The following is an 18,052-nucleotide window of genomic DNA, read 5'->3' as shown; positions in this document are numbered from 1 at the left end:
GGCTCCCGGCTTCGGATACCGCGCTCGGCAACGCGGTCGCGGGACGGGGCGCGGGTCCCTTCTCCTGTCCCTCTCCCGCACGGGAGCGGGGGCGCGTCGCGCTCCGCCGCCGGCGTTCGCGCCCGACCCGGACGCGTGAAGGTCGGCACCCGCGAGGGGGGCAGGGGCGGCCGCACCCGCCGCGCCCTCCCGCCCACAGCCTAGCGAGGCCCCATGCTCGGCTATATCGGCAGGCGCATCCTCGCCACCATCCCGGTCATGGCGGTGGTCGGGCTGTTCGTCTTCAGCCTCCTCTACTTCGCCCCGGGCGACCCGGCGGCGATCATCGCGGGCGACCAGGCGACCCCCGACGACGTCGCCCGCATCCGCGCCACGCTCGGCCTCGATCGGCCGTTCCTGGTGCGGTTCTGGGAATGGTCCTGGCAGATCCTCCACGGGGATCTCGGCACCTCGATCTTCACCAACCTGCCGGTCACCACCATGATCGGCCAGCGGGTGCAGCCCACCGTCTCGCTGATGCTCGTCACCCTGGTCTTCGCCATCGTGGTGGCGGTGCCGCTGGGCGTCGTCGCCGCCTGGAAGGCCGGCAGCCTGATCGACCGCCTCGTGATGGGGCTCGCCGTGACGGGCTTCTCGGTGCCGGTCTTCGTGGTCGGCTACATCCTGGCCTACGTCTTCGCCCTCGAGCTCGGCTGGCTGCCCGTGCAGGGCTACACGCCGATCGAGCAGGGTGTGTGGCCCTGGCTGTCCAACCTGATCCTGCCGGCGGTGACGCTCGGCCTCGTCTACATCGCGCTGATCGCCCGGGTGACCCGCGCGACCATGCTCGACGTGCTCCAGCAGGATTACGTGCGCACGGCCCGGGCCAAGGGGCTGTCGCAGGGGCCGGTCCTGTTCGTCCACGCCCTCAAGAACGCCGCGGTGCCGATCGTCACCGTGATCGGCATCGGCATCGCGTTGCTGATCGGCGGTGCGGTGGTGACCGAGACGGTCTTCGCGATCCCCGGCCTCGGGCGCCTCACCGTCGACGCGATCCTGCGGCGCGACTACCCGGTCATCCAGGGCGTCGTGCTGCTGTTCAGCTTCGTCTACGTGCTCGTGAACCTCGCCATCGACCTCTTCTACACCGTGCTCGACCCGAGGATCCGCTATTGACCGCGACCGTCGCGCCCTTCCCCAGCAGCGCCCCGCAGGCGGGCGCCTCGCCCGAGGGAATCACCCCCAAGGCGCCCCCGCCGCCGGGCCTCGCCGTCGCGGCGCCGCTGCCCGACGTCATCCCGGCCCGCAAGCGCCGGGGCCGGGTCTGGACCTATGTGCGCCGCAACCCGACCATCGTGGTCGGCGGCGTGCTGCTCCTCATCGTCTTCCTGATGGCGGTGCTGGCCCCCTATCTCGGCACCGTCGACCCGACCGCCCTGGCGCCCGCCAAGCGCACCCGGGCCCCGTCGGCGCAGTACTGGTTCGGCACCGACATGCTCGGCCGCGACGTCTACTCGCGGGTGGTCTACGGCGCCCGGGTCTCGCTGCTGGTCGGCTTCTCGGTGGCGTTCCTCGCCTCGGTCGCGGGGCTCGCGGTCGGCCTCGTCTCCGGCATGGTGCGCTGGCTCGACGGGATCGTCATGCGGGTCGTCGACGGCATGATGTCGATCCCGCCGATCCTGCTCGCGGTCGCGCTGATGGCGCTCACCCGCGGCTCGGTCCAGAACGTGATCATCGCGATCACCATCGCGGAGATCCCGCGCGTCGCCCGCCTCGTGCGCGGCGTGGTGCTGTCGCTGCGCGAGCAGCCCTACGTCGAGGCGGCGGTCACCACCGGCACCCGGATGCCGGCGATCATCTGGCGCCACATCCTGCCCAACACGCTGGCGCCCATGACCGTGCAGGCGACCTACATCTGCGCCTCCGCGATGATCACCGAGGCGATCCTGTCGTTCATCGGCGCGGGCGTGCCGCCCTCGACGCCCTCCTGGGGCAACATCATGGCCGAGGGCCGGGCCCTCTGGCAGGTGAAGTTCTACATCATCCTGTTCCCGGCCATCTTCCTCTCGATGACGGTGCTCGCCGTGAACCTCGTCGGCGACGGCCTGCGCGACGCCCTCGACCCCCGCATGGCGAAAGACGTCTGATGAGGACCGGCAGCATGAGCGGCACCCCTCTCCTGTCGATCGAGAACCTGCAGGTCCATTTCCGCACCCCCGACGGGGTGAATCGGGCGGTGGACGGGGTCTCGTTCGCGATCCAGTCGGGCGAGACCCTGGCGATCGTGGGCGAGTCCGGCTGCGGCAAGTCGGTGACCTCGATGTCGATCCTGCGGCTCCTGCCCGAGCCGCCGGCCCGCATCGCCGGCGCGATCAAGTTCGAGGGCAAGAACCTCCTCGACCTGCCGAACAGCGCCATGCGCAAGATCCGCGGCAACGACATCAGCGTGATCTTCCAGGAGCCGATGACCTCGCTGAACCCAGTGCTGACGGTCGGCCGCCAGATCGGCGAGACCCTGCGGCTGCACCAGGGGCTCGGCCGCCGGGAGGCCGAGGAGCGGGCCGTGGAGATGCTGACGCTGGTCGGCATCCCCGAGCCGCGGCGCCGGGTGCGGGAATACCCGCACCAGCTCTCCGGCGGCATGCGCCAGCGGGTGATGATCGCCATCGCGCTCGCCTGCTCGCCGAAGCTCCTGATCGCCGACGAGCCGACCACGGCGCTGGACGTGACCATCCAGGCCCAGATCCTCGACCTGATGCGCGACCTGAAGGCCCGGGTCGGGGCCGCGATCATGCTGATCACCCACGATCTCGGCGTGGTGGCCGAGGTCGCCGACCGGGTGGTGGTGATGTATGCCGGCCGCAAGGTCGAGGAGGCGCCGGTCCGCGAGCTGTTCCGGTCGCCGCGCCACCCCTACACCCGCGGCCTGATGGGGGCGGTGCCGAAGCTCGGCGCCGTCGAGCACGGCGCCGACGCGCGGCTCGCCGAGATCCCCGGCATGGTCCCGAGCCTGAAGGGCCGGATCGAGGGCTGCGTCTTCGCCGGGCGCTGCCCGGACGTCACCGACCTGTGCCGCGCCTACGCGCCGGCCCTGGAGCCGAAGGCGCCGGGCCACCTCGCCGCCTGCCACTACGCGCCGAAGGACGCCCTCGCGGCATGAGCGCCACGCCCGCACCCGCCGCCCGCACCCTGCTGGAGGTCAACGACCTCAAGAAGCACTTCGCCCTCGGCGGCGGCCTGTTCGGCCAGTCCAAGCGCGTGCTCAAGGCGGTGGACGGCCTGTCCTTCACGGTGGCCCGGGGCGAGACCCTCTCGCTCGTCGGCGAGTCCGGCTGCGGCAAGTCTACCGTCGCCAAGGCGCTGATGCGCCTCTACGCGCCCACCGCCGGCCAGGTGGTGCTCGACGGGCGCCGCATCGACGACCTCTCGGCCGGAGCGCTCCGGCCCCTGCGGCGCCACATCCAGATGGTGTTCCAGGACCCGTTCTCGTCGCTCAACCCGCGGATGCGGGTGCGGGCGATCCTGGCCGAGCCGATCCGCAATTTCGGGCTGGCCCGCAACGCCGCCGACCTCGAATCCCGCCTCGCCAGCCTGATGGAGCGGGTCGGCCTGCCGCGCGAGGCGCTCGGGCGCTTCCCGCACGAGTTCTCCGGCGGGCAGCGCCAGCGCATCGGCATCGCCCGGGCGCTCGCCGCCGAGCCGGACCTGATCATCTGCGACGAGGCGGTCTCGGCGCTGGACGTCTCGGTGAAGGCGCAGATCGTCAACCTGCTGCGCGACCTGCAGCGCGAGCTCGACCTCGCGATGCTGTTCATCTCGCACGACCTCGCCATCGTCGAGCACATGACCCACCGCGTCGCGGTGATGTATCTCGGCAAGATCGTCGAGATCGGCCCCCGCCGGGATCTCTTCCTGGCGCCCAAGCACCCCTACACCCAGGCCCTGCTCTCGGCGGTGCCGATCCCCGAGCCCGGGGCCGGGCGCACCCGCATCGTGCTCAAGGGCGACGTGCCGAGCCCGATCAACCCGCCCTCCGGCTGCCGCTTCCACACCCGCTGCCCGCACGCCTTCGACCGCTGCCGGACCGAGGTGCCGGGCCTCGACGCGGTCGGCGCCGGCCACTTCGCCGCCTGCCACCTCAACGACACGGCCGTGCCCGCCCGGGCGGCCTGACGGCGCCGTCCTCGCGAGCGCAGCGAAGCGACCCAGGGCAGCGCGCGATCCCCGAGCGTGGCGGATCCCTGGGTCGCTTCGCTTCGCTGCGCTCGCGAGGACGGGTCGGATTCCCGCGAACCACATCCGGAGTCTCTCGTGCAGCACGACCTCATCCTGAAGGGCGCCCGGGTCATCGACCCGTCGCAGAACCACGACGGGATCTGCGACGTCGCCTTCGCGGACGGCCGCGTCTCGGGCTTCGGCCGCGACCTGCCGGCGGGCCCCGGCACGCAGGTCCGCGACATGGCCGGCGCGATCGTCACGCCGGGCCTGATCGACCTGCACACCCATGTCTACTGGGGCGGCACCTCGCTCGGCATCGACGCCGACGAGTTCTGCCGGACCTCAGGAGTGACCACCTCGGTCGATACCGGCAGCGCCGGGCCGGGCAACTTCGCCGGCTTCCGCAGCCACGTGATCGAGCGGTCCGAGGCGCGGATCCTCGCATACCTGCACGTCTCCTTCGCGGGGATCTTCGGCTTCTCGAAGACCATCATGGTCGGCGAGAGCGAGGACCCGCGGCTCCTGGCGCCCCGGGAGGCGGTCGAGGTCGCCGACGCCAACCGGGACGTGATCGTCGGCATCAAGGTCCGGGTCGGGCGCCACGCCTCGGGCGACCAGGGCACCGCGCCCCTCGACATCGCCCTGCAGGTCGCGGAGGAGACAGGCCTGCCGCTGATGGCCCATATCGACGAGCCGCCGCCGAGCTACGAGCAGGTGCTGGCCATGCTGAGGCCCGGCGACGTGCTGACCCACGCGTTCCGGCCGTTCCCGAACTCGCCCATCACGGCCCAGGGCGCCGTGAAGCCGGCGCTCCGCGAGGCGCGGGCGCGGGGCGTGCTGTTCGACATCGGCCACGGCAAAGGCTCCTTCGCCTTCAGGACCGCGCGGGCCATGCTGGCGGGGGGCTTCCTGCCCGACACGATCTCGTCGGACGTGCACCAGCTCTGCATCGAGGGGCCGGCCTTCGACCAGGTCACCACCATGTCGAAGATGCTCTGCCTCGGCATGAGCCTCACCGAGGTCGTCGCCGCCTCCACGGTGAACGCCGCCGTGGCGCTGAAGCGGATGGAGTACGGGACCCTGAAGGTCGGAGCGCTCGGCGACGCCACGGTGCTGGCGGTGCGGGACGGCGCGTTCGACTACGTCGACACGCGCGGCGAGCACATGACGGGCGACCGGCGGATCACCGCCGAGGGCGTGGTGCTGAAGGGCCGGTGGTGGCACCCGGCCTGACCCGTCGGGCCTGACGATCGGGACGAAGATCCCATCGCATACAAAATATCGACCTTTACAGCCTCTTCCGCGGGCCGATACACTTTCCCGTGAGGGACGGACCATCTCCGGCCCTCAGCGAAACGCGGTTCAAACCGCGGCGCCAGGGAGGATGGATGGACACGGGTCAGCCTCTGCTGGAGGTCGACGGCGTCACGCTCCGCTACAAGACGCCCGAGCACCTCGTCACGGCCACCTACCGGGTGAGCTTCCGGGTCTGGCCCGGGGACCGCTTCGTCCTGCTCGGGCCGTCCGGATGCGGGAAGTCGACCCTGCTCAAGGCGGTGGGCGGCTACATGGCACCGACCGAGGGCGAGATTCGCCTGAAGGGGCGCCCGGTCACCGAGCCCGGCCCCGACCGGATGATGGTGTTCCAGGAATTCGACCAGCTCCTGCCGTGGAAGACGGTCCGGCAGAACGTGGTCTTCGCCCTCGAGGCCTCGGGCCGGCTGAGAGGCCGCGAGGCCCTGGACCGGGCCAACCTCTACATCGACAAGGTCAACCTCACGAAATTCGCCGACAGCTACCCCCACACCCTGTCGGGCGGCATGAAGCAGCGCGTCGCCATCGCCCGCGGCATGGCGATGGAGCCCGACATCCTGCTGATGGACGAGCCCTTCGCGGCGCTCGACGCGCTCACCCGGCGACGCATGCAGGACGAACTGCTCGCCCTGTGGGAGGGCACGCGCTTCACCGTGCTGTTCGTCACCCACTCGATCCCCGAGGCGATCAAGGTCGGCTCGCGCATCCTGCTGCTCTCGCCCCATCCCGGCGAGGTGAAGGCCGAGCTCAACAGCGCCGCGTCGCCGGAGGCGGCGCTGCAGCTCGAGGGCCGGATCCAGCACATGCTGTTCTCGGAAGAGATCCAGGAGGCGGAGAATGTCTAGCGCGCAAGCCCTGAGCGGCGCCCCGCTGGCCGGGCCGAGCGCCGCGCCGCGTCTGTCGTCCCTGCCGCCGTCCGGCCGGCCCGAGATCGTGCGCGAGACCGGCCACGCCCACGGCGCCGCGGTGGTGGAGAAGCCGCTGTCGATCACCGAGCGCCTCTACAACCAGGCGTGGCTGCGCAAGATCGTGATCCTCGTGCTCCTCGCCGGGATCTGGGAGGCCTACGGGCGCTATCTCGACAACGACCTCCTGTTCCCGACCTTCACGGCGACCGTGGAGGCCTTCTTCCGGGGCATCGCGGACGGCACGCTGCCGGCCCGGGCCTGGAGCTCGCTGAAGGTACTGCTCATGGGCTACGCCGCCGGCGTCGCCCTGGCGACCGTGCTCACCGGCGTCGCCATCGCGTCGCGGATCGGGACCGACCTGCTCGAGACGCTGACGTCGATGTTCAACCCGCTGCCGGCGATCGCGCTCCTGCCCCTGGCGCTGATCTGGTTCGGCCTGGGCAACGGCAGCCTGATCTTCGTGCTGGTCCACTCGGTGACCTGGGCGATCGCCCTCAACACCCATTCGGGCTTCCTGTCGGTCAGCCGCACGCTCAAGATGGTCGGGCGCAATTACGGACTGTCGGGCCCGCGGCTGATCGGCAAGATCCTGATCCCGGCGGCCTTTCCGTCGATCCTCACCGGCCTGAAGGTCGGCTGGGCCTTCGCGTGGCGCACCCTGATCGCCGCCGAGCTGGTCTTCGGGGTGTCGTCCGGGGCGGGCGGCCTCGGCTGGTTCATCTTCGAGAACAAGAACATGCTCGACATCCCGAACGTGTTCGCCGGGCTGCTCACCGTGATCCTGATCGGTCTCGTGGTCGAGAACCTGATCTTCCAGACGATCGAGCGGCGCACCGTCCAGCGCTGGGGCATGCAGGCCTGAGCGGGGCCGGCCTCGGGCGGAGCGCTCCGGCCGCGCTCCGCCCGAGGCCGGCCCCGATCTCTGCGGAGACGTGTCTTCTCGCATGTTGCTCGAATAGAGATCGAACTTCTCTGTTGCGACGGTGCGGCGAACGTTTTCTTCCTATAGGCTCCGCTGACGACCCCCGGAGCCCGTTCCCGTGAGCCCTGACGCCCCATCCAAGACGGCCCCGACGCCGGCCCGCCCCGAACGGGGTGGCCGGTCGGACACGGCCGCCTCGGTCCTGCCCGGCATCGGCCTGTGCGCGGTGATCACCGCGGTGGCGATGGCCGCGCAGGCGGTAGAGGAGCGGGTCGCCGGTCACCCCTACATCGAGGCCCTGGTCCTGGCGATCCTGATCGGCATCGCGGTGCGGACCGCCTGGACGCCCCCGGCGCAGTTCCGCACCGGCATCGCCTTCTCGGCCAAGCAGCTCCTCGAGGTCGCCGTGGTGCTGCTCGGCGCCTCCCTGAGCCTCGGGGCGATCCTCGCCTCCGGCCCGGCGCTGCTGGCCGGCATCGTCGGGACCGTGGTGCTCGGCATCGCCGCCAGCGTGGCGATCTGCCGGGCGCTCGGGCTGCCGGCCCGGATGGCGATCCTGGTGGCCTGCGGCAACGCCATCTGCGGCAACTCGGCCATCGCCGCGGTGGCACCCGTGATCGGCGCGGAGGCGAAGGACATCGCCGCCGCCATCGCGTTCACCGCCGTCCTCGGCGTGCTGATGGTGCTCGGGCTGCCGCTGTTCGTGCCCCTCGCGGGCATGACCGACAACCAGTACGGGGTGCTGGCGGGGCTCACCGTCTACGCGGTGCCGCAGGTCCTGGCCGCGACCGTCCCGGTGAGCCTGCTGTCGACCCAGGTCGGCACCCTGGTCAAGCTGGTGCGGGTGCTGATGCTCGGCCCGGTCGTGGTGGTGTTCTCGCTGATCGCCCCGCGTCTGCCGCAGGCAGCGGGGGCGCCGCCGGCGCCGTCCCGTCCGGGCTTCACCAAGCTGGTGCCCTGGTTCATCCTCGGCTTCCTGGCGCTGGCCACCCTGCGCTCCCTGGGCCTCGTCCCGGACCCGGCGGTGAAGCCGCTGACCCAGCTCGCCGGCGTGCTCACGGTCCTGTCCATGGCCGCCCTCGGCCTCGGGGTCGACGTCCGGGTCCTGGCCCGGGTCGGCGGCCGGGTCACCCTCGCGGTCACCGCCTCCCTGGCGGTCCTGATCGCCCTCAGCCTGACGCTGATCCGCGCCCTCGGGATCGGGTGACGCCGCGCGCGGTCTTTCCCGCCGCGCGGGCTCCCGACCCGTGTAACAGGCATTCCATCGGCACCTTTGTGCAGGTGACCGGAGCCTTTCGCGCCGGCGATCCGGCCCATCCGCACCGAAAAGCGCTTCGGGTGATCATCCTTCAGTCAAGACCGTCTTGACACATACGCGGTTTTTGCTTTGGAACCGCAGGCATCGTCGTCGAAAGCTTCGTGTGGACTCGCGCAGTGCCTGAAAAGAATCCCGAGAACAGCCTCAGGTTGGTCACGCTGGTGGGCGAGATCGTCGCCGCCTACGTCTCGAACAATTCCGTTCCGCCGACGGCCCTGCCCGAGCTGATGGCGAGCGTGCACGCGGCCCTGGCATCCCTCGACGGGCAGGCGCCGGCGGCCGCGGTCGAGCCGGCCGTGGAGCGGCCGACGCCGGCCCAGATCCGCAAGTCGGTCCAGGAGGACGGGATCGTCAGCTTCATCGACGGCCGGACTTACAAGACCCTGAAGCGCCACCTCACCGCCCACGGCCTGACGCCGGAGCGGTACCGCGAGCGCTACGGTCTGCCGGACGATTACCCGATGACGGCGCCGGGCTACGCCGCGCAGCGCTCCGCGCTGGCGAAGGCGATCGGCCTCGGCGTGCCCGGCGGGCGCGTCGATCAGCGCAGGACGGGCACCGGCGGCTGATCGGCGGCGCGGCGCGGGGCCGCGCGCGGCGCAGTCTCGCTCCGCCGCCCCAGGAACGGCAGCACCTGCGCGGGGGCCGGCTCGGATCGGCTGGGCTCGGCGCGGCCCGGGCGGCCGAACGTGTCGGCCCAGCTCAGTTTGATCACCCGGTTGTCCGCGGCCGCGGGCTCCTCCGCGGGGCGCGGCGCCTTGCGGTTCGCGGCGCCGATCCAGCGCACGATCCGGTGCTCGCGCCCGCGGCGGAGCACCGGCGGCAGATTCGTCTCGCTGCGCTTGCGGTTCTGCCGGATGTCGTCGGTCTTGTCTGAGATCGACACGCTCGATAACCCTGTCCCCGTGCGAGGTGCGGGCGGGGACGGATAGCGGGTGCAGCCGTGGATCCGCCGGGGTGCTCCACCCTCGACAACGGCGCTATCCTACTGAACTTGCAGGATCCGGACAGGGCGGTCCCGTCCAAAAAACTTGTCTCTGCGTCCCAGATTGGCCCGTCCGGGGCCGGAACGGCTCAGGAGGCGCGCGCGCCCGGCACCGCGGCGAGCAGGGTGCGGGTGTAGGCGTGCTCCGGCGCGGCGAACAGGTCCGCGGTGCCCCGCATCTCCACGATGGCGCCGCGGTGCATCACGGCGATCCGGTCGCAGATCGTGGCGGCCACCCGCAGATCGTGGGTGATGAACAGCATCGCCAGCGACAATCTCTGCTTCAGGTCCTCCAGCAGGTCCAGCACCTGCCGCTGAACCGAGACGTCCAGCGCCGAGACCGCCTCGTCGGCCACCAGCACGTCCGGCTCCATCGCGAGCGCTCGGGCGATGCCGATGCGCTGGCGCTGCCCGCCCGAGAAGGCGTTGGGGTAGCGGGCGGCGGCCTTCGGATCGAGACCGACGAGGTCGAGGAGGCTGCGCGCCCGCTCCCGGGCCTCGGCGGCCGAGACCCCGTGGGCGATCGGGCCCGCCGTGATGATCTGCTCGACGGTGCGCCGCGGGTTCAGCGACGCGAACGGGTCCTGGAAGATCATCTGGATCCGGCTGCGCTTGTCGCGCAACGCGCCGCTCCTCAGCGCCGTGTAGTCGAGTTCGCCCAGCCGGACGGTGCCGCCGTCGGGCTCGATCAGGCGGATCGCGAGCCGCGCGGTGGTCGACTTGCCGGAGCCGGATTCGCCCACGATCCCCAGGGTCTCGCCGCGGCGCACGTCGAACGAGACGTCCTTGACCGCCGCCACGACCCGCGGCTTGCCGAACAGGCCGGAGCGCCCGGAATAGGTCTTCGACAGCCGGTTCACCGACAGCGCGACCGGGGCGGCCGCCAGGGGCGGGCGCGGCGGCGGCGTCAGGCTCGGGACGGCGGCGAGCAGCGCCCGGGTGTAGGGCGCCTGCGGGTTCCGCAGCACCGCCTCGGCCGTGCCGGATTCCACGAGCCGCCCGCGCTGGAGCACCGCCACGTGGTCGGCGATCTCCGCCACCACGCCGAAATCGTGGGTGATGAACAGGACGCTCATCCCGCGCTTCCGCTGCAGGTCGCGGATCAGCCGGAGGATCTGGGCCTGGGTGGTGACGTCGAGCGCCGTGGTCGGCTCGTCGGCGACCAGCACCGAGGGCTCCAGCGCCAGCGCCATGGCGATCATCGCCCGCTGCCGCTGGCCGCCGGAGAGCTGGTGCGGGTAGGCCCGCACCGCCTCCTCGGGGTTCGGCAGCCCGACCTCGGCGGCGAGCGCCACCGCCCGGGCCCGGCGCTCGCTCCGGCTGAGCAGGTTGTGCGCCTCGAACATCTCGGCGATCTGGTCGCCGACTCGCATCACCGGGTTCAGGGCCGTCATCGGCTCCTGGAACACCATGGCGATGCGCCGGCCCCGCAGCGCGCGCCACGCCGGCTCGTCGAGGGTCAGGAGGTCCCGGCCCTCGAACAGGATCGCGCCGGCCGTCGGCTTCAGCGCCCGGGGCAGGAGGCCTGTCAGCGCGTAGGCGCTCATCGACTTGCCCGAGCCCGATTCCCCGACCACGCACAGGATCTTCCCGGCCTCGAGGTCGAGGTTCAGGCCCTCGACCGCGTGCGGGCGGTCGGCGCCCTTGGGGAGCGCGATCGTCAGATCGCGGATGCGGACGACCGGCTCGCTCATCGTGTCAGGCCCTCGCGGTGCGGCGGCGGAGGATGTCGGGCCCGTCTCGGCCCAGATCCCAGAACAGGCCGGCCATGATCGCCAGGCCCTCGCGGGTGCCGGAGGCGAGCATGTGCTCGTCCGGACCGTGCTGGCGGCAGGCCGGGTAGGAATGCGGCACCCAGAGGGTCGGCAGGCCGAGGATCTCCGAGAAGGCGTCGTTCGGCAGCGAGCCGCCGAGATTGGGCAGCAGCGCCGGCTTCTTGCCCGAGCTCGCCTCGATCGACTGGAGCGCCCACTCGACCCAGGGATCCTCCACGGGCAGACGGGTCGCCTGGAAGACTTCCGCCGCGCGGGCCGGCCGGACCTCGATCATCGGGAAGCCGCGCGCGTCGAGATGGGCGCGCACGTTCCGGATGAGGTTCTGCCAGTCGGTGCCGACCACGAAGCGCAGCTGCAGGGTCGCCTTGGCGTGGGGCGGCACGGCGTTGAGCGGCCCGTCCGGGTCGCCGGTCTTGAAGGCCAGCACCTCCAGCGTGTTCCAGGCGAAGACCCGCTCGGCCGGGCTCAGGCCCGGCTCGCCCCAGTCGGAATCGATCGTGGGCGCGGTCGGGTCCTCGCCGACGCGGATGTCGGCGAGCGCCGCGCGCACGCCCTCGGGGATCGGCGGCGGCCGCAGGGCGTCCACCAGGATGCTGCCGCGGGCATCGACCATCGAGGCGATCGCCGAGGCCAGCACCGTGCCGGGGTTGCGCAGCAGCCCGCCCCAGTTGCCGGAATGGTGCGGGCCCTCCCGAAGGTTCAGGCTGAGCTCGAAATTGTAGGCGCCGCGGGAGCCCAGGAAGAGGGTCGGCCGCTCGCCGTTGAGGCGGGGGCCGTCCGAGGCGATCAGCACGTCGGAGCGCAGGGCCTCCGCCTGCTCCCGGCAGAACGGCCGCAGGCCCGGGGAGCCCGATTCCTCGCCCATCTCGATCAGGAGCTTGACGTTGAAGCCGAGACGGCCCCCGCGCGCGGCGATCACCTGCTCCAGGGCCGCGAGGTTGAGGACGTGCTGGCCCTTGTTGTCGGCGGTGCCGCGCCCGTACCAGCGGTCGCCCTCGACCACGATCTCCCAGGGGCCGAGCCCTTCGCGCCACTGCTCGGGGTAGCCCCGCACCGTGTCGCCGTGGCCGTAGATCAGCACGGTCGGCAGGTCCGCGCCCTCGCGCCGCTCGGCGATCAGGAACGGTCCGTGGACCCCGTCCGGGTTGGGGAAGATCTTCGGCGCGTCGAAGCCGAGGCGGGCGACGAGCGGCGCGATGAAAGCGTCGAGATAGGCGCGGAGCGCCGCCTCCTGGCCGGGAGCCTGGCTCTCGGTGGGCATCGCCACGGCCTCCCGCAGGAGCGCGAGGAACGCGCCCGAGTCGAAGGCCTCCGTGGCGCGCGCGATGGCGGCGTCTCGCGTCATGGTGTGTTTCCCGTGAAACATTTCGTTAACCTGCCGGCCGGTTCCGGCCTGGCGACGGCGTCAGTGGCGCGCCTCGGGGGCGGTGATGTCGCGCAGGCCATCACCTAAGAGATTGATCGCCAGCACGAGGAGGAGGAGCGCCACGCCCGGGATGGTGATCACCCAGGGCTGGAAGAACATGTACTGCTTGCCCTCGGCGATCATCAGGCCCCAGGAGGGCAGGGGCGGCTGCACGCCGAGCCCGAGGAACGACAGGGCGGCCTCCAGCAGGATCGCGTGGGCCATCTCCAGGGTCGCCACGACGATCAGCGCGTTCATGATGTTGGGCAGGATCTCCTGGCGGATGATCCGCAGGTCCGTGAGCCCCGCGGCGCGGGCGGCCGAGACGAAGTCCTGGTTGCGGATCTGCTGGGTGGCGGCCCGCGTCACCACGGCGAAGCGGTCCCAGAGCAGGAAGCCCAGCACCAGCACCACCACCTTGAGCGAGCCGCCGACCAGCGCCGCCATGGCCAGCGCCACCAGCACCACCGGCATGGCGAGCCGCGTGGTCACGACGTAGCTGACCACCGAATCGACCCAGCCGCCGAAATAGCCGGCGCACAGGCCGAGCGTCGTGCCGATCAGCCCGGAGATCAGCGCCGCCGAGATCCCGATCAGGAGGGAGATCTGGCCGCCGTAGAGCAGGCGGCTCAGGTAGTCGCGGCCGAGCTTGTCGGTGCCGAGCACGTGCTCCCAGGTGCCCTTGGCCTGCCAGACCGGCGGGATCAGGCGGCGGGACACGTCCTGCGCGTAGGGGTCGTGCGGGGCGATGAGCGGGGCGGCGAGCGCCGCCAGCACGATCAGCCCGAGGATCCCGGCCCCGATCAGGAAGCCGGTGTGGCGCAGGCCCCGGCGCAGGATCAGGCGAGTGGGGGAGGGGACCGGCGCCAGCGCGATCGGCGCGTCCGGGGGCAGGGCCGGGGCGGCGAGCGCCGCCGTGTCGGGGGGGAGGCTCATCGGCGGATCCTCACGACTGGCGCAGGCGCGGGTCGAGGAAGGCGTTCAAGAGGTCGGCGGCGAGCGTCAGGCCGATATAGATCATGGCGAGCACCAGCACGATCGCCTGGACGACCGGGAAGTCGTTGCGGGCGATGGATTCCCAGGCGAGCTGCCCGAGCCCCTGGAGCGAGAACACCGCCTCGATCACGATCGAGCCGCCCAGCATGAAGCCGAACTGCACCGCCGAGAGGGCGATCACCGGGATCACGGCGTTGCGCAGCGCGTGCCGCACCAGGATCTTGCGCGGCGGCAGCCCCTTGGCGCGGGCGGTGCGGACGTAGTCGGAGGCCAGCACCTCCAGCATGCCGTTGCGGGTGAGGCGCATCACCGCCGGCATCGCGTAGTAGCCGAGGGCGACCGCCGGCAGGACGAAGTTCTTCCACGTGGCGTTGCCCGAGACCGGCAGCCAGCGGAGGTTGACGGAGAAGATCAGGATCAGCGTCAGGCCGAACCAGAAGCTCGGCATCGCCTGGCCGAGCACCGAGACGGCGAGCGCCGTCCGGTCGATCCACGTGTCCCGCTTCACGGCGGCGACGACGCCCAGCGGGATCGCCACGAACAGGGCCACGGCGAGCGCGATGATGCCGAGATAGAGGGTGATCGGCAGGCGGGCGGCGAGCAGGTCGATCACGCTCTCGCGGAAATAGAAGGAGTTGCCGAAATCGAGGTGCAGGGCCCGCCAGCCCCAGGTGAGGAACTGGGTCAGCAGCGGCTGGTCCAGCCCGTAATCCTGGCGGATCTGGGCGATCTGCGGGCCGGTGGCCTCGGGGCCGGCGATCGCGGTCGCGAGGTCGCCCGAGAGGTGGAGGAGCAGGAAGCTCGCCACCGAGACCGTGAGGGCCACCGCCAGGGCGACCAGCACGCGCCGGAACGTGAAGGCCAGCATGGGTTCAGGCTCCTTCCTGGCGATGCAGATCGCGCCGGATCAGGACGAAGCGTCCTCTCCTCCCCCGGCGATCCCGGGCTTGCCCGGGATCGCTCAAGCTTGTGGGGAGGAGCCGGAGGTGGGGGTGGCGCAGAATCGAGCGGTGCGGTGCCGTCTGCGCCACCCCCCCCCCTGCCCCCTCCCCGCCCGGGGGAGGGGAAAGGCGTCGCGCCTTCGCGGCCATCCTCACTTCCACGACGCCGCGTAGAAGCGCGGCACCTCGTCGGGCTGGGCCGTGAAGGTCAGGTCCGACGTGAAGGCGTAGTTGGTCGAGTAGGAGAACATCGGCAGGGCGTAGGCCTGCGCGGCGATCCGCTGGAGCGCCTTGGCGTAGGCGGCCTTGCGCTTCTCGGGATCCATGGAGCTGTCGCCCTCCTGCAGGTCGGCGATCACCTGCGGATCCTTGGTCAGGTCCTCCTCGCCGCCGCGGAAATACACCCCGTCGAAGGCCGAGACGTCGAGCACCGAGAACGACCCCCAGGTCTGGTAGCCGATCGAGGTCTTGCCGGCCCGCAGCGCGTCGCGGAACGCCGCGTAGCGCAGGTAGTTGAGCCGCGCCTTGATGCCGACGGCGCCGAGATAGCCGATCACCGCCTCGGCGTAGTCGCGCTCGCGATAGGCGCCGAGGTCGATCTCGAACCCGTTCGGGTAGCCGGCTTCCTTGAGCAGCGCCTTGGCCTTGGCGGGGTCGTAGGCGTAGCGCGGCACGCCCTGGTCGGTGCAGCCGAACTGGTCGACGAAGCACAGCGCGTTCATCACCCGCGAGGCGCCGCGCACGAGGTTGTCGACCATCGCCTTGCGGTCGATGGCGTAGGAGATCGCCTGCCGGACGCGCACGTCCTTGAGCGGCGAGTTCTCCTTCGCCCGGCCCAGCGTGTCGAACTGCAGGAACCCGACCCGCATCGTCTCGGAATTGAGGACCGTGATGTTGGGCGCGGCGCGCAACTGCTCGGCTTGGTCGCTCGGCACCCGCCAGATCCAGTCGACGCCGCCGGTCATCAGCTCGGCCATCCGGCTCTCGCCGTCCGGGATGACGCGGAACTGCAGCTTGCCGATCTTCGGCTTACCCAGAGGGCTCTCGGCCCAGTACTTGTCGAACCGCTCCATGGAGACGCCGCGGCCGCTGTCGACCTTGGTGATCCGGTACGGGCCGCTGCCGACCGGCGCCTTGGCGAAACCGTCGAGGCCGACCTTCTTGAAGTAGTTGGCCGGGAAGATCGGGGTCGGGCCGGCGAGGTATTCCAGCGCCGCCGGGAACGGGGCCTTCAGGTGGATGCGCACGCTGTGCGGGCCGGTCACCTCCACCGACTTCATCCAGTCGACGTTCTGGCGGGTGACCGTGCGCGCTTCGGGGGTCAGCACGTAGTTGAACGTGAAGGCCACGTCCTCCGGCCCGAGCGGGTCGCCGTTGTGGAAGACCACGCCCTCGCGGATCGTGAGGTCGAGGGTCGTGTCGTCCGCCCATTTCCAAGCGGTCGCCAGGAACGGCTTGTAGGTGCCGTCCTTGGGATCCCGGTACAGCAGCGTGTCCCAGCAGTTCCGGGCCAGGATCACGCCCTCGCGGGCGCTGTTGTGATACGGGCTGACGTTCTCGGGCTCGCTGTCCGACGCGTAGACCAATGTGTCGTTGGCCTTGCCGGCCAGCGCCGGGTGGGCGGCGATCAGGGTCGCGAACGAGGCGGCCAGGGTGGCGGCTCGGGTGAGGGTCCGTAGCGGCATGCAGGCTCCGACGGCGCGGCGGACAGGCCCGGCGGACGGTTCCGCGGCTGCCGCGTTTTTCACCCTGCCATGGTGTTGTGCATCTGGGATCGCAACAAGTAGAATTTAGCGAGTGCTGCGTTGCCATATCGGCAATGTGCGCGGCACCATACAGCGCATCGAGCACGATAATGCAGAGTACGGGCCTGCGCTACTTCCTGGCCGTGGCCCGCACCGGGTCGATCGCGGCCGCCTCGTCCCAGCTCAACGTCGCGGCCTCGGCGATCAGCCGGCAGATCGCCAACCTGGAGGCCGAGCTCGACTGCGTGCTGTTCGAGCGCCGCCCGCGCGGCATGGTGCCGAGCCCGGCCGGTGAGCTGCTGGCGCAGCACGCCCATCAGGTGCTGATCCGCTCCGAGCAGGTGGTCACCGAGATCCGGGAGCTGGAAGGGCTCGCCCGCGGGCTGATCCGGGTCGCCTGCTCGGAGGGCTTCTCCCTCGACATCGTGCCGAACGCGATCGCGGCCTTCCACGCGGCCCATCCCGGCATCCGCTTCGAGGTCACGGTCCAGCCCCCGGCCCAGGTCACCCAGACGGTGTCGGTGGGGGATGCCGATCTCGGGATCACCTTCGCGCTGACACCCACCGCGCAGGTCGAGGTGCTCTACGACGGGCAGGTCGACATGCTGGCGCTGGCCGCGCCCGACCATCCCCTCGCGCGGGCGCCGGCCCTGCGCCTCGTCGACCTGCTGGAGTATCCCGTCGCCCTGCCGACCCGGGACACGACCCTGCGGCAGGTCTTCGACGCCGCCTGCGCGCACGAGGGCATCGCGGTGGAGCCGGTGCTGACCTCCAACACGCTCTCGGCGCTGCTGCCCTTCGTGCGGCGCTCCCGCGGCATCGCCCTGATGTCGGCGCTGTCGGTGCAGACGCCCCTGCGGCTCAACGAGCTTGTCAGCCTGCCGATCCAGTCCCGGACGAGCCTCGCCCGGGGCGTGAAGATCCAGGCGATGCGCGACCGGCGGCTGCCGAAGGCGGTGCGGGCATTCCTGCGCCAGCTGCTCGACGCGCTGCCACCGCCGCGCTCGCCGTGACCCTCGACGCGCTCGGCCCGCGGCTCTGCATCCTGGGGCCGTCGAACAGCGGTAAGTCCACCCTGGCGGTCGCCATCGCGCGGGCGCGCGGCCTGCCGCCGGTCCACCTCGACCGGCTGTATCACCAGCCGGGCACCGACTGGGACCCGCGGCCCTTCGCGGAGTTCCAGGCCCTGCACGACGCGGCGATCCGCGAGCCGCGCTGGGTCATGGACGGCACCTATGCCCGATGCCTGCCGCAGCGTCTGGAGCGGGCGACGGGCGTGATCCTCCTCGACGTCCCGACCGCCACCGGCCTGATCCGCTACCTGCGCCGGTCATGGTTCGTGCGCGAGCGGCTCGGCGCCCTCGACGGCGGCCGGGACAGCGTGAAATGGGCGATGATCCGCCACATCGCCGTTACCGAGCGCGAGAACCGGGCGCGCGAGGCGGCCCTGTTCGACCGCGTCGCCCTGCCCAAGATCCGGCTCGCCGCGGGGGCCGGCCTGGCCGGCTTCTACCGCGCGGAGGGACTGAGCCGGTGACCGGGCCCG

General features: G+C 71.3%; 17 protein-coding genes. 11 read left to right on the top strand and 6 right to left on the bottom strand.

What is annotated here, in order from left to right; translation table 11 throughout:
- Window positions 1-213 precede the first annotated feature (213 nt).
- From H288_RS0118035 to H288_RS0117995, 9 genes are all read left to right on the top strand, one after another.
- A complete protein-coding gene (locus tag H288_RS0118035; RefSeq protein WP_020093982.1) occupies window positions 214-1,155 on the top strand; it encodes an ABC transporter permease in 942 nt (313 codons plus the stop codon).
- A gap of 59 nt (window positions 1,156-1,214) precedes the next feature.
- Complete coding sequence (locus tag H288_RS0118030) at window positions 1,215-2,126, top strand: ABC transporter permease (protein WP_026605053.1); 912 nt, start codon at window positions 1,215-1,217, stop codon at window positions 2,124-2,126.
- Window positions 2,126-3,139, top strand: coding sequence for an ABC transporter ATP-binding protein (locus H288_RS0118025; protein WP_020093980.1), 1,014 nt, complete (start codon window positions 2,126-2,128; stop codon window positions 3,137-3,139). The genes H288_RS0118030 and H288_RS0118025 overlap by 1 nt, the downstream gene beginning before the upstream one ends.
- A complete protein-coding gene (locus tag H288_RS0118020) occupies window positions 3,136-4,152 on the top strand; it encodes an oligopeptide/dipeptide ABC transporter ATP-binding protein (RefSeq protein ID WP_020093979.1) in 1,017 nt (338 codons plus the stop codon). The genes H288_RS0118025 and H288_RS0118020 overlap by 4 nt, the downstream gene beginning before the upstream one ends.
- Before the next feature lie 138 nt (window positions 4,153-4,290).
- Window positions 4,291-5,430: an amidohydrolase/deacetylase family metallohydrolase gene (locus tag H288_RS0118015; protein ID WP_020093978.1), complete on the top strand. Its 1,140-nt coding sequence runs from the start codon at window positions 4,291-4,293 to the stop codon at window positions 5,428-5,430.
- A 155-nt stretch (window positions 5,431-5,585) separates the two neighbouring features.
- Entirely contained in the window at window positions 5,586-6,356 is a 771-nt protein-coding gene (locus tag H288_RS0118010) for an ABC transporter ATP-binding protein (RefSeq protein ID WP_020093977.1), read from the top strand.
- Complete coding sequence (locus H288_RS0118005) at window positions 6,349-7,281, top strand: ABC transporter permease (RefSeq protein WP_020093976.1); 933 nt, start codon at window positions 6,349-6,351, stop codon at window positions 7,279-7,281. Before H288_RS0118010 ends, H288_RS0118005 begins: the two co-directional genes overlap by 8 nt.
- Window positions 7,282-7,459: 178 nt before the next feature.
- The gene (locus tag H288_RS0118000; RefSeq protein ID WP_020093975.1) at window positions 7,460-8,548 is read left to right on the top strand and encodes a YeiH family protein; all 1,089 of its coding nucleotides are present in this window, start codon (window positions 7,460-7,462) and stop codon (window positions 8,546-8,548) included.
- 227 nt (window positions 8,549-8,775) lie between these two features.
- Entirely contained in the window at window positions 8,776-9,228 is a 453-nt protein-coding gene (locus tag H288_RS0117995; protein WP_026605051.1) for a MucR family transcriptional regulator, read from the top strand.
- Here the strand turns inward: H288_RS0117995 and H288_RS0117990 are convergent.
- The 6 genes from H288_RS0117990 to H288_RS0117965 form a co-directional block, all read right to left on the bottom strand.
- A complete protein-coding gene (locus H288_RS0117990; protein WP_020093973.1) occupies window positions 9,201-9,545 on the bottom strand; it encodes a hypothetical protein in 345 nt (114 codons plus the stop codon). The two genes, H288_RS0117995 and H288_RS0117990, sit on opposite strands and share 28 nt — an antisense overlap.
- Before the next feature lie 188 nt (window positions 9,546-9,733).
- On the bottom strand, window positions 9,734-11,338 hold the full coding sequence (locus H288_RS0117985) for an ABC transporter ATP-binding protein (protein WP_020093972.1): 1,605 nt from the start codon (window positions 11,336-11,338) through the stop codon (window positions 9,734-9,736).
- 4 nt (window positions 11,339-11,342) lie between these two features.
- Window positions 11,343-12,764, bottom strand: a complete 1,422-nt coding sequence (locus H288_RS0117980; RefSeq protein WP_020093971.1) for a M20 family metallopeptidase — start codon at window positions 12,762-12,764, stop codon at window positions 11,343-11,345.
- Window positions 12,765-12,824: 60 nt separating this feature from the next.
- Window positions 12,825-13,760, bottom strand: coding sequence for an ABC transporter permease (locus H288_RS0117975; RefSeq protein ID WP_020093970.1), 936 nt, complete (start codon window positions 13,758-13,760; stop codon window positions 12,825-12,827).
- 10 nt (window positions 13,761-13,770) lie between these two features.
- Entirely contained in the window at window positions 13,771-14,688 is a 918-nt protein-coding gene (locus H288_RS0117970; RefSeq protein WP_020093969.1) for an ABC transporter permease, read from the bottom strand.
- Window positions 14,689-14,913: 225 nt separating this feature from the next.
- Window positions 14,914-16,446, bottom strand: coding sequence for an ABC transporter substrate-binding protein (locus tag H288_RS0117965; protein ID WP_020093968.1), 1,533 nt, complete (start codon window positions 16,444-16,446; stop codon window positions 14,914-14,916).
- A gap of 170 nt (window positions 16,447-16,616) precedes the next feature.
- On the opposite strand from H288_RS0117965, the gene H288_RS0117960 reads away from it, so the two are divergent.
- Window positions 16,617-17,519, top strand: coding sequence for a LysR family transcriptional regulator (locus H288_RS0117960; RefSeq protein ID WP_020093967.1), 903 nt, complete (start codon window positions 16,617-16,619; stop codon window positions 17,517-17,519).
- The gene (locus H288_RS0117955) at window positions 17,516-18,043 is read left to right on the top strand and encodes an ATPase AAA (RefSeq protein WP_020093966.1); all 528 of its coding nucleotides are present in this window, start codon (window positions 17,516-17,518) and stop codon (window positions 18,041-18,043) included. The genes H288_RS0117960 and H288_RS0117955 overlap by 4 nt, the downstream gene beginning before the upstream one ends.
- The last annotated feature ends 9 nt before the right edge of the window (window positions 18,044-18,052 follow it).

This window comes from Methylobacterium sp. 285MFTsu5.1 (assembly GCF_000383455.1).
In the GTDB taxonomy this organism is placed as follows: Bacteria; Pseudomonadota; Alphaproteobacteria; order Rhizobiales; family Beijerinckiaceae; genus Methylobacterium.
The sequence above is the reverse complement of the archived record's forward strand: the minus strand, read 5'-3'. Positions and strand labels throughout refer to the sequence as shown.

Excerpts from the sequence above, each read along its gene's own strand:
- H288_RS0118035 (WP_020093982.1), top strand. The coding sequence starts at position 214 with ATGCTCGGCTATATCGGCAGGCGCATCCTCGCCACCATCCCGGTCATG.
- H288_RS0118025 (WP_020093980.1), top strand. The coding sequence starts at position 2,126 with ATGAGGACCGGCAGCATGAGCGGCACCCCTCTCCTGTCGATCGAGAAC.
- H288_RS0118020 (WP_020093979.1), top strand. The coding sequence starts at position 3,136 with ATGAGCGCCACGCCCGCACCCGCCGCCCGCACCCTGCTGGAGGTCAAC.
- H288_RS0118010 (WP_020093977.1), top strand. The coding sequence starts at position 5,586 with ATGGACACGGGTCAGCCTCTGCTGGAGGTCGACGGCGTCACGCTCCGC.
- H288_RS0118005 (WP_020093976.1), top strand. The coding sequence starts at position 6,349 with ATGTCTAGCGCGCAAGCCCTGAGCGGCGCCCCGCTGGCCGGGCCGAGC.
- H288_RS0117985 (WP_020093972.1), bottom strand. The coding sequence starts at position 11,338 with ATGAGCGAGCCGGTCGTCCGCATCCGCGATCTGACGATCGCGCTCCCC.
- H288_RS0117980 (WP_020093971.1), bottom strand. The coding sequence starts at position 12,764 with ATGACGCGAGACGCCGCCATCGCGCGCGCCACGGAGGCCTTCGACTCG.
- H288_RS0117975 (WP_020093970.1), bottom strand. The coding sequence starts at position 13,760 with ATGAGCCTCCCCCCCGACACGGCGGCGCTCGCCGCCCCGGCCCTGCCC.
- H288_RS0117970 (WP_020093969.1), bottom strand. The coding sequence starts at position 14,688 with ATGCTGGCCTTCACGTTCCGGCGCGTGCTGGTCGCCCTGGCGGTGGCC.
- H288_RS0117965 (WP_020093968.1), bottom strand. The coding sequence starts at position 16,446 with ATGCCGCTACGGACCCTCACCCGAGCCGCCACCCTGGCCGCCTCGTTC.
- H288_RS0117960 (WP_020093967.1), top strand. The coding sequence starts at position 16,617 with ATGCAGAGTACGGGCCTGCGCTACTTCCTGGCCGTGGCCCGCACCGGG.